Raw genomic sequence first — 10,295 nt, 5'->3', positions numbered from 1 at the left:
TTGGGCCGCTTATAGCACATGGCTCGCGGGCTTCTAGCGCTTCTCTGCTCGCATGGGAGCGGATTTTTAGCCGAAAGCTACATAATATCAACAGCTTAACAGGCGCGACTCCGACCGGATCGGCGCGCTATCCGGCGTCGCGCGGGACCTGTTGCCGGGCTGCCACAGGGGCAATCAGGGCGGCGAGGGACACGCCCAGCAGGATCGTGAGCCCAAAGCCGGCGACGGCCGGCGTGTTCGAAAGGGCGAGAACTCCGAATGAGAGGACCGTCGCCAGCGCCGCCATCCAGACGGCCAGCAACGTGATGGGCTGATTCTCCGTTCCGGCTTCCGCGCAGAAGACCGAGTAGTCCATCGTGAAGGACAGCAGCAGCACCATCGCCATGGCGTTAAAGAAGGTGAACGGGTACCCGAATAAGGCCAGCGCACAAGGCACGACCGCGAGGGCGGTGAGGGATGGCGCCAGCGCCCGCACGGCGCCCGGCAAGCCGTAACGCCAAATGGCGAGCGCGAAGATGACCGCGACCGACAACGCGAGCAGGGCGAGCGCGCGAACGCGATAGAGGCCGAGCAGGGTGCTGAGATCGGCCGTCGGATCGGCGAATTTGACTCCGGCCATCGTGGCGACATCGCGCCTGACACCTTCGGTGCTGGAGACGCCCTGCAGGGTGACGACGTGCAGGCCGGGTGCGAGCACGAGTTCGTTGAGGAAGGGAACCGCGCGGCTCTCCAGCGCGGCCGAGAGCCGGAGCACTCCCTCTGGCGCCATGGTCACGTCTTCGGCCTGCAGGCCGATGGCCTCCAGCGTCTGCGCGAGGAATGGCTCGGTGAGCTTCTCGAGCTGGAGCGTGCGGTTGGCTTCCTGTCGCGCCGAGGAGGGCACATAGGCCGCCGGCGCCTGCGCGGCCCTGATCACGCCGGACTTCTGCCATTCGCCGAGCATGGTTGCGATCTGCTCTTCGATCAGCAGGGCGCGCTCATCGCTCTCGGCCTCGATCAGCAGGTATTGCGTGGTGAGGTTGAGACCGGTGAGGGCAGCGATGACGCCTTGCTCCGCCGAGAGCGAAGCGTCGAGCGGCTGCAGTTTCCGGACGTCGTCATCGAAGCTGATACGCCCGAAGCCGGTCACGACGATCAAGACGAGGAAGCCGCAAAAGCCGACGCGGAGCCTGCGCCATTTCGCGTCGGTCCAGAACAGCGAGCAACAGGCGATGAACTGAAGCACCTGCGGCGCATGTGGGGGCGCTTTGCGCGCCTGCAGCAAGGGCAACCACAGCACGGTCGTCAGATAGGAGCCGATCAAGCCGACGGCCGAGAAGATCGCGATCTGGCGTAAACCTGGGAACGGCGCCAGCGCCAGCGCGCCGTAGCCGAGAACGGCGATCAGCAGGGCCATGGACAAGCCAGGCAAAATCTCGCGCAGGCGTTGCCCCGGCGGCTTCTCCCCGTCCGCGAAGGCCGTCGCAGTATAGTAGAAGCCATAGTCGGCGGCGATGCCGACGAGGCCGACGCCGAACAGAAATACCGCGACGTGGACCTGTTGGAAGACCAGCAGACAGGCGCTCAGGCCGCAGATCACGCCGACGGCGATGACCAGGAGATTGTGCAACAGCGGCCGCACGCCACGGAACGCGAGCAGCACGAGCAGCATGATGCCGGCCAGCGAAAGGCCGGCCAGCCAAGTGGATTCCGCGATTGCCTTGCGCGCCCCGGCCTCCGCGAAAAACACCGCGCCCAGGCGCCGGATGATCGGGCGGTCGGGCGCATCCAGGGCGGCTTCGTAGCGATTTATGGTCGAGGTGATCGTCTCCTGGACCTTGAGGTCGAAAGGGTCCGCGACAAGCTTGGCCGGCAGGAGGATATGCGTACCTGCCTCATCCCGCCGCGACAGCAGCCCGTCATCCAATGTCAGCATGGTGGCCGGGAAGGGCAGGCTGAGGAGGAAGGATGGCAGTAGCAGGAAGGGATCAGCCTTGAGCAGGCGCCCATCGGCAAACGCGCCCGGGCCGGCGATCTGCGCCAGCGCACGCTCCGCGAGCTCCTGGCCCCGATCGGCGAGCAAGGCGTCCCGGTCCTTCGGCGACAGCAGGCCGGCGCGATAGGGGAAATAGAGCAAGCCGAGCTTCTTGAGTTGGTCGGGGCTGAAGTCCTCGCCAATCGATCCGACGAGCCTCGTATCCTCGAGCGCCTTCGCCAGCTCGGTGGCGCGCGCTCGCGCCTGCGCTGCATCCTTGTGGCTGACCAGGATGACGAAGCGCCGCGCGAGCGACCGAGAAATCAGGTCGTTGGCCTTCTGCCGGGCCGGATCCTGCAGTTCCAACGGCAGCAGCGCCGTCAGGTCGGTGCGCAGCGGGTCACTCTTCTGGAAGCTGGCAACAACGAAGGCGCCCGCGGTGATCACCACGAGCAGCCAGAGCAGGCCGGCATGGGCGCGCTTCAGGGCTGTGCCCTCGTCAGGAATTCCTGTTCTTCCTGGGTCGGCGGGCCTTGCTCCAGCTTCTGGCTGGAGAAGGTCAACACGTCGCGGTCGTCATTGGGCTTCACCACTTCCACTTCGTCGAGGAGCCTTTGGCCGCGCGCATAGATCGCCTTGATCGGCAAGTTGGGATCATCGGCCCGGAGGCTTTCGAGACGAATGGACCAGGCTTGTCCCTTCTGCTGGCGTGTCAGGGCAAAGGCGCCCTGCATCGTCTCCCAGTTGCCGGTCAGCGCCGCTCCGAACATCGTATAGAGCTTCGACATGATCGGAAGCCTGCTGGCGGCAAGGCGCAGGGTTTCCTTGCCCTTCACATCCTGGACCAGGCCAGCCTGCGTCATGATCGTCGTCGTCGCGAAGGGCTTTGTCGTCGTCCAGATCAATCCCCTGCCGGCGACGAGCGTGAACACGCCCGAGCTTCTGACGGGGTTGGCGAGGCCATTGAGATAGCGCTTCTGCTCGAAATGCCCGCGCAGAACCTGCCCGTCCTGCAGCGTCACCGTCTGCGCGCGCAGTGGCGCCGCTGCGAGCAGGACCATGAAGAAGCAAAGCACGGCAGAGGCGAAGGGCTCGTATGAACTAAGGCTTTTCATGGAGGGCCCTCACCTTCGCAATGAAATCGGGCGGGCAATCAAGGCGCAGTTCGCCAGTCTCGGCATGAACGCAGAGCTGGATGGTTTGCGCCTTGGTCAGCAGCTCCCCGCTCGCCCCGTCGCTGATGCGGTAGCCGATCTTGATCCGGTTCTCATATTCGAGCAGCGTCGCCCGGATCACGAGCCGCTGGGCGAGCCGCGCTGGCTTGACGTATTTGATCTGCATATCGACGACCGGCCAGACATAGCCCGAGGTCGCCATCTGCGGATAGTTGTAGTCGAGCCTGTCGAGCAGCGCGCCGCGGGCCAATTCGAGAAAGCGCGGATAGTTGCCGTGCCAGACGACTTGCATCGGGTCCAGGTCGTAGAACTGAACGTCGGTTTGGGCGTCGGCAAAGAGCTGCATCTTAAGGACCATCCGCCATTTTCAACCGGATGGAGCCGGATGAAAGCATCTCGCCGGTGTCTGAATAGTCGAAGCGCAAGTAATCGTTCTTGCTGAGCAGCGTCAGGGTGACCTGCCTCCCCGGCAGAAAGAGCCGACGATACTTCACCTGGAAATGCGTCCCGGCTTCGAGCTGGAGCTGCAGGTAATCTGCGGCCAGCCGGATCGCCCAGTCGATCTGAACGACGCCGGGCACAATCGGCGTGCCGGGAAAATGCCCTTCGAGACAGGGGAGGTCATGCGGGACCGACAGATCGATCTGCACGCCGCCGGGAATGGCGCGCGTGGCTGAAATCTCAGGCCCGGTTTTGCCAAGCGACTGAATCATTGAACCTTATTCATCGAACAGTTTTTCGACGTCATGCTGGCTGACCTTGCCGAGGGCGCCACGCGGCAACCGCTCGACGAAACGCCAATGCCGGGGCAAGCTGGCAGCTTCAAGATGAGTTGCCAGGGCGGCGCGTATGCGGCGGTTAAATCGGAAAGCGCCATTGTTGGCAAGGAAGTTCGCCCCCATGCCGCTCGGAACGATGCAGGCCGCCAGTCGCGCCGGATCGCCGCGCACGACAACGGCAGCGTCCCTGACCTCGTCCAGTTCGCGCAGCCGCGCCTCGACCTCGCCGAGGCTGACCCGCTTGGCCTCGATCTTGACGACACGGTCCTGCCTCTCCATCAGATCGAAGCCCACCGCGCCGCGCGGGCGCACATGATCGGCGAGTTGCGCCAGCCCGCCGGGAATATGCTGGGCTCTGGCCTCAGCCCGTCCGGAAGGATCGAGGGTGAGCTGCACATGGGGCAATGGCCGCCATGCCGCAGCGAGCTGGTCATGTTGCCGGTAGGCGAGGACGCCGGTCTCCGTGGATCCGTATATCTCCGTCACCGTGCAGCCGAGGAGCGACTGCGCCTGGCGCGCCGCATCATCGTCAAGCCGGGAGCCCGCGCTGAGGATGCAGCTCGGCTGCCTTGCCGACGGCAGCGCTGCGAAACCGTCGAGGCGGTGGAGATGGGCCGGGCTGGTGACGAAGACGGCGCCTGCTTCGAGCTGCGCCAGGGCCTGTTCCAGGAATTCCGGCGTTTCGTCGACGAAGGGCAGGCCTGATAGCAGCGGCCAGATCACCCGGAAGGCCAGGCCATAGGCATGGTGATGCGGAACCGTTCCGCAAACCGACCGGAAATGCGGTTGCCGCGCTGCGAACAGCGCCGAAATGGCCTCCGCCTCGACGATGAGGTGGTGCAGTTGCTTGTCTACCCGCTTCGGTGTGCTGGTCGAGCCAGACGTGAAGAAGCTGACGGGCGAGGCAAGGTCGAGGCCGGGCCACGCCAGATCCCAGGGAGCCTCGGCCTGGACGAGACCATATTGCGCGCCGGGGAAAATGCGTTCGCGGTCCCTGACGATGAGCCCGGCCTGGTCGCCCAGTTGTTCCAGATTCGCAGGCAGGTCGTTCGCGGCGACGATCACGTGCTTACGGCAGGCAGCAAGGGCGAAGAGCCCGATGGCGAACCAGTACAGGCTGGTCGTGCACAGGATCGCGGCCGTTTCGGGCAGCTGCCTGAGCAGCCCGATATTGGCGTTGAGATCTGCAATGAAGTGCCGTCGGGTTAGCGCCGAGGAGCCGGTACGATAGGCAACGGGCCGATCCGGCTGGTGCGACCAGACTTCGGGAATGGCGAGGAGACGGTCCGCGCTCATGCTAGCTCTCGCGAATCCGGCGGAACAACCACTCGCCACCCAGCAGGGTACCGGAGAGGAGATAGTTGATCAGGCTGGTCCACAGCAGCCAGAGTTCCATGTGCCGGCCGAAGGCAAGTGCTGCGGCGATCAGCCCGTTCGCCAGCAGCCAGACGGTCCACAGCAGCGTGACATGGGCGCAATAGGTCTTGGCAGCATCGGGCAGATCCGGCTGCCGGAGGCGCGCGAAGCGCTCGATCAGGCTCGGCCGGCGCCATAGCGACAGGCCGAACGCAGAGGCAAAGGCAAAGCTGATCAGGCTGGGATAGGCCAGGGCGGCGAGCTGCCGATCGGCAAGGCTTACCACGATGAGAGCTCCGCCGACGATCAGGAGGGTCGACGGGCCCATGGTGAGCGGGCCGGGCTGCGCGAACACATAGCGGATGGCGATCAGGGCCAATGTCGCCAGGATAAAGATCGCGGGCGAGACAGTGGCATGGCCGAAATAAGCCAGCAGCGGATATGCCAGGCCCAACGCAATCAGGAGTGCGCGTATGGCGGGGGCTGCCGGCACGTCGCTTACTGCCTCAGGCTTGCGCTCTCGCCATCGCAACGATCCGATCGACCACGTCGGCCACCGTACGGACCGCTTTGAAGTCTTCCGGCCTGAACTTCTGCTGCGTGAGATCCTGCAGCTTCACGATCAGGTCGACCGCGTCAATGGAGTCGAGGTCGAGATCCTCGTAGAGCCTCGCCTCAGGGCTGACTTTGTCGGCGGGAACTTCAAAACTCTCGATGAGATACGAAGCGATCTGCTGGTAAATTTCATCACGCGACATGACGTTCGATGTCTTTCTGCTGTGAACGAACGAACTGTGCGAGACTTTGAACGGTCCTGAAATGCAGCTTGATGTCGTCCGTGACGGTTTCGATGGTGAGGCCGAACGCTTTGCGCAGAGCGACGCCGAGCTCAAGCGCATCGATGGAATCCAGGCCAAGGCCTTCGCCGAAGAGCAGTTCGTCACTGGCGATATCAGCAGGGTTGAGGTCTTCAAGCTTGAGGCTTTCGACGATCAGCCTTTTGATACGTGTTTCCAGCTCATCCATCCGCCAGCTTGCCTTCGTAGTAAGCTTTGATCATTCGTACCAACTTGCGGGCGGCGAGCGGCCGTTCATGGTCGTTCAGCATGTGGCCGACTGATATCATTTCGCCGACATCAACACAAAACACCGGTCGGTACGATGGGATGGCATACCATTTCTGGCCCTTCAAGAGGGTCGGCGGCGTGCAGGTGATGGTAATAGGTTGAATGTCGATCCCGAGCAGGAGGGCGATATTGGCGAAGCCGCGGTGCAATTGCATCGGCTCGCCCGGCGTGGTGCGGGTGCCCTCTGGAAAAATGATGAGGCAGGCCTCGTCCTCGATGCTCTGGCGGCAGGCCTCCAGCAATTGCTCGGAAGGTAAGGCGTTGCTGATATAGCCGGTGCCTCGCACCAGGCGGCCAAGATAGGGGCTTTCCCAGAGGGATTGCTTGACGATGCACTGGGCGCGCGGGATCAGCGCCATCAGGATCACCACGTCCAGCAGGGACGGATGATTGGCAATTACCATCCTGCCCGGCGCGGCGCGCAATCTCTCCAGGCCTTTGAAGTCGAAGGATGCCAGCCGCATGAAGCGCATGGTGCCGATATAGGTTCGGAAGAGCAGGTGAATGATGTGCTGATTGCGCTCGCGCCGCAGCCGGGCGTCGCGCGTCGCCAGGCCGACGATCGGAAAAGTCAGAGCCGCGACGACAGCGCCGCCGCCAAACAAGGCGGCGAAAAAGAAGCCGGTCGCCAGGAGGCGGTAGAGGCGGTCAAACCGGCTCAGCATGCCGCCAGGTCCAGTCCCAGTGTTCGCCATGCGAGACCGCTTGCCGGCTCCCCGAGAGGAGGAACTTCAGAAAGTCCAAGGCCGCCGAAGGGGATGGCTCCTGGGGCCGGCTCGCGGGCTGCTGTATGAGCAGGATGTCGTCGCCGTCCATGCGGGGCGCGGTCAAGCCGAGCACGACGACGCAGGGCAGAGCCTCTTCGGGACCGGCTTGCCCGGCGAACTCATAAGGCAGCTTCTCGTCGGCATAGAGCAGAAGAATTGGGGTTTGCGGATGTTCAGCCAAGCAGGCGGCAGCCTCAAGCAGGCCGCAGGCGAAGGATTCCGTGCCAGCAGCCAGCGCAATGTGGCCCTCGCGGTTCTGCGTGTGAATCGACAAGAGACCGGCAAGCCCGTGATGGACGGACATGCTGAATTCGGCGGGCGAGAGCTCGTCCTCTTGAGCCAGGGCCAGGAGGGTCTGGTGCGCGCGGCTGAATTCGCCGTGGCGGGACGCCTGGACGTAGCGGGCCCGTCCGACCATATCGGTGAAGCCCAAGGCGCCTGCGAGCAGGGCCTGCCCCATCGGCGTCGCACGCCGGCGCAGGGACATCGGCAACGCGACCGGCGCGACATACGCCTCCTGGCGGCATGGGCTCGCCCAATCCCGCCATTGCTCGGGAGAGCTGAGTCCCGAGGTCCAGGCGAACCAGTTTTGCACCGCAAATCTCAGGAGGGCCTCGCTTGGCATCAGGGGGCGGTTCTCTGGGCCGTTCGGGAACTCGTGGACAGGGTTCGATCGCCCGGTGGAATTGCCGAACGATCCCTCTTAACTTGGCATCCCTCCGCCTGCCATCCCGTTTCGAGCGCATGTTCGATATCCCCGCCTTTTCCCTGCCCGTCGACCTCCCCGATCTGCCCGGGCCGCGTGCGCGGATCGGCTTGGCCGTGCTGGCCGAGGAGAGCGATATGGCAAGGGAACTCCTCGACGGCTGGTCGCATCCCGAAGAGCGGGCTTTTGCGCCGGTTTCGCGCTGTGCCAGAGCGCTGCTGCGCGCCATGCTGAGGCAAGAGGTCGTGGATTGTCGGGACCGGCCGATTTTGCGCGATCCGGGCGGCCGGCCCGTTTTCGAAGCACGCGCTGGAGAGATCTTGCCAGCCATCTCGATCTCGCATGCGGACGGCTTCGTCGCCGCAGCCCATGGCTTCGTTCCGCGCCTTGGGCTCGATATCGAATGCAGCGGCAAGCAGCGCGACATCCAGGGAATTGCGGAGCTGGCCTTCGGCCCGGCCGAGCGGCGGCAGGTCGCGCAATCCGGCTCCGACGCGTTCTATCGGATCTGGACGGGGCGTGAGGCCCTGGCCAAAGCAACCAGTCACGCACTCCTGCAGGTCACGGACCGCCGCGACTATTTCACCGCCATGTCGGACGGCCCGACGCATGTGCATGTCGATGGGGAGGTCTGGACGATCGCGCATGCCCGGCCCTGGGACGATATGTGTCTCGCCGTCGCCTGGCAGGAATAAACCTTACAGATCCATGACCGCATGCGCGGCGTGCAGGCCGGAGAGGACGGCCGCTTCGACTCCGGGACCCGTTGCAGTTCCGGCACCGGCCAAGAACAATCCGGGTACTGGGGATTTGACCGCGGGGCACCATTGACCGCGCGCCGCGCCGTAGATGCTGCCATTCTCCGAGCGGATATAGTGACGGAAGGTCGGCGGTGCGGCCACCTCGTAATGCACGATATGCCGCTCGAGATCGGCGACGACGACGCTTGCCGCGCCAATCAGCCTTCGCGCATGGGCCTCTCTCGCTTTCTGGTATTGCGGCGCACTGAGGTCGAACCAGGGACCCGCCTCGTCCTCATGCAGCAAGTGCAGCAGACACAGGGCGGCATGGCCCGGTGGCGCCAGGCTGGGGTCGATGGCGCTCGGATTGCTGAGGCCGAAGATCAGACCGTGTTGCTCGACGAACACGCGTGCCGGCAGGTCAGGTATCCTGTCCAGGCCGAAATTGATCAAGATGGCGGAGGGGCCACGCTTCAATCGCGCCAATCTTTGCCGGTAGCGGGGCGGCAAGTCATAAGCGCCGAGCAGCGCGTCATGGCTGGCGGCGATGTCGGCATTGCTGATGACGACGGGCGCGCGGGCGATCTGGCCCGGTGACAATTCCACGCCCGCGATCTGCCCATCGCGAAGAACGAAACGCGTCGCCTGGGTCTTGAGGCGGATCTCGCCGCCATGGTGCCGGATCGAGCGGCAGAGCAAATCCGGCAGCTTCTGGGCGCCGCCGGCCGGGTAGAAGCCACCCGCAACATAATAGCCGAACAGTGGAACCATGTCGTTGACACCGATCGCGGCCGGATCGTCGGTGACGTATTCCGACAGAAGGTTGAAAATGCTCAGCAACGTTGGATCGCTCAGATGGCGCCGCAGAAGCGCGCCATAGGATTGGCCCGTTGCTTGCGCGGCATGCGGGAAGCGGCAATGCCACTGCGCTTGCTCGGCCGCCGGCAACTGCGTGATCGCGCGGTAGCGCGCCGATCTCATCCCCGCATAGAGATCGTCGTAGATTGATCTGATCTCGCCGAGAAGCGCGCTTACGCCGGAGGCCTCCTCGGGGAAGCGTGCGCAGAGAACGCATTCCAGCTCGTCCCAATTTCGCGGCAGGTCGATTGTGATGTCATTGATGACATAGCGATGCTGCACCGGCAGCCAGTGCAGCGCATCCTGTTCGCCCAGTCGGGTGAGAAGCTGGTGCAGCGGCGCCCCCGCGCCGAGGCCGCTGATATCCTGTACCCCGGCGTCGAAGACGAAGCGCCGGGCGATACGGTTCTTGTCACGCGGCTTGCGGACCCAAGACGTCATGCAGCCGCCGGGGCGGTCATGGCTTTCGACGACCAGAACCTTGCGGCCTTCGCGCGCGAGCAGGGCCGCAGCGGCAAGCCCGGCCATCCCAGCGCCTACGACGATGACATCGAAAGAACGGCTGTTGCAGTGCGCCAAACGCGTGATTGCCCGATGCCCATATGGGCTGCTCATCCAAAGCCGTCTCTATAGGAAGGACATTGCGCAGCACAAGCCGGTCAATGTGAGAGGCATGCGCCCGAGAGGCGACTGGCCTGGTGCGCGGCGCGCCTGTCCGCTCCCAGCAACCGCATAACGAGCTTCTGCGCGGACGCAGGGATGTGACCGAGAAAGGCGAGCCGAAAACGCGAAAAGCCGCCCTTTTGGGGCGGCTTGGACAGGGATTGGTTTGA

12 protein-coding genes are annotated in these 10,295 nt (G+C 64.1%); 1 reads left to right on the top strand and 11 read right to left on the bottom strand.

Going from position 1 to position 10,295, the window contains the following annotated elements:
- Window positions 1–127: 127 nt before the first annotated feature.
- From ACSQ3P_RS17345 to ACSQ3P_RS17300, 10 genes are all read right to left on the bottom strand, one after another.
- Entirely contained in the window at window positions 128–2,401 is a 2,274-nt protein-coding gene (locus tag ACSQ3P_RS17345) for an MMPL family transporter (protein ID WP_436166774.1), read from the bottom strand.
- Between the two features lie 35 nt (window positions 2,402–2,436).
- Complete coding sequence (locus tag ACSQ3P_RS17340) at window positions 2,437–3,069, bottom strand: LolA-related protein (protein WP_436166773.1); 633 nt, start codon at window positions 3,067–3,069, stop codon at window positions 2,437–2,439.
- Window positions 3,056–3,475 (bottom strand): acyl-CoA thioesterase, encoded by a 420-nt coding sequence (locus ACSQ3P_RS17335; protein WP_436166772.1) that lies wholly within the window; start codon window positions 3,473–3,475, stop codon window positions 3,056–3,058. The genes ACSQ3P_RS17340 and ACSQ3P_RS17335 overlap by 14 nt, the downstream gene beginning before the upstream one ends.
- Before the next feature lies 1 nt (window position 3,476).
- Window positions 3,477–3,779: an ApeI family dehydratase gene (locus ACSQ3P_RS17330; RefSeq protein ID WP_436166771.1), complete on the bottom strand. Its 303-nt coding sequence runs from the start codon at window positions 3,777–3,779 to the stop codon at window positions 3,477–3,479.
- Between the two features lie 69 nt (window positions 3,780–3,848).
- Window positions 3,849–5,204, bottom strand: coding sequence for an AMP-binding protein (locus ACSQ3P_RS17325; protein ID WP_436166770.1), 1,356 nt, complete (start codon window positions 5,202–5,204; stop codon window positions 3,849–3,851).
- Between the two features lies 1 nt (window position 5,205).
- Window positions 5,206–5,643, bottom strand: a complete 438-nt coding sequence (locus tag ACSQ3P_RS17320; RefSeq protein ID WP_436166769.1) for a hypothetical protein — start codon at window positions 5,641–5,643, stop codon at window positions 5,206–5,208.
- 127 nt (window positions 5,644–5,770) lie between these two features.
- Entirely contained in the window at window positions 5,771–6,022 is a 252-nt protein-coding gene (locus ACSQ3P_RS17315; RefSeq protein WP_436166768.1) for an acyl carrier protein, read from the bottom strand.
- Entirely contained in the window at window positions 6,012–6,290 is a 279-nt protein-coding gene (locus tag ACSQ3P_RS17310) for a phosphopantetheine-binding protein (protein WP_436166767.1), read from the bottom strand. Before ACSQ3P_RS17310 ends, ACSQ3P_RS17315 begins: the two co-directional genes overlap by 11 nt.
- Window positions 6,283–7,056, bottom strand: coding sequence for a lysophospholipid acyltransferase family protein (locus ACSQ3P_RS17305; protein ID WP_436166766.1), 774 nt, complete (start codon window positions 7,054–7,056; stop codon window positions 6,283–6,285). The genes ACSQ3P_RS17310 and ACSQ3P_RS17305 overlap by 8 nt, the downstream gene beginning before the upstream one ends.
- The gene (locus ACSQ3P_RS17300) at window positions 7,040–7,753 is read right to left on the bottom strand and encodes a beta-ketoacyl synthase chain length factor (protein WP_436166765.1); all 714 of its coding nucleotides are present in this window, start codon (window positions 7,751–7,753) and stop codon (window positions 7,040–7,042) included. The genes ACSQ3P_RS17305 and ACSQ3P_RS17300 overlap by 17 nt, the downstream gene beginning before the upstream one ends.
- A gap of 23 nt (window positions 7,754–7,776) precedes the next feature.
- On the opposite strand from ACSQ3P_RS17300, the gene ACSQ3P_RS17295 reads away from it, so the two are divergent.
- Window positions 7,777–8,559, top strand: a complete 783-nt coding sequence (locus ACSQ3P_RS17295; protein WP_436166764.1) for a 4'-phosphopantetheinyl transferase family protein — start codon at window positions 7,777–7,779, stop codon at window positions 8,557–8,559.
- A gap of 3 nt (window positions 8,560–8,562) precedes the next feature.
- On the opposite strand, the gene ACSQ3P_RS17290 is transcribed toward ACSQ3P_RS17295, so the two are convergent.
- On the bottom strand, window positions 8,563–10,077 hold the full coding sequence (locus ACSQ3P_RS17290; protein ID WP_436166763.1) for a phytoene desaturase family protein: 1,515 nt from the start codon (window positions 10,075–10,077) through the stop codon (window positions 8,563–8,565).
- Window positions 10,078–10,295 lie beyond the last annotated feature (218 nt).

Source organism: Allobosea sp. LjRoot9 (assembly GCF_964252745.1).
Classification (GTDB): domain Bacteria; phylum Pseudomonadota; class Alphaproteobacteria; order Rhizobiales; family Beijerinckiaceae; genus Allobosea.
Note: the sequence above shows the minus strand (reverse complement) of the source record. Positions and strands in the feature narration are given on the sequence as shown.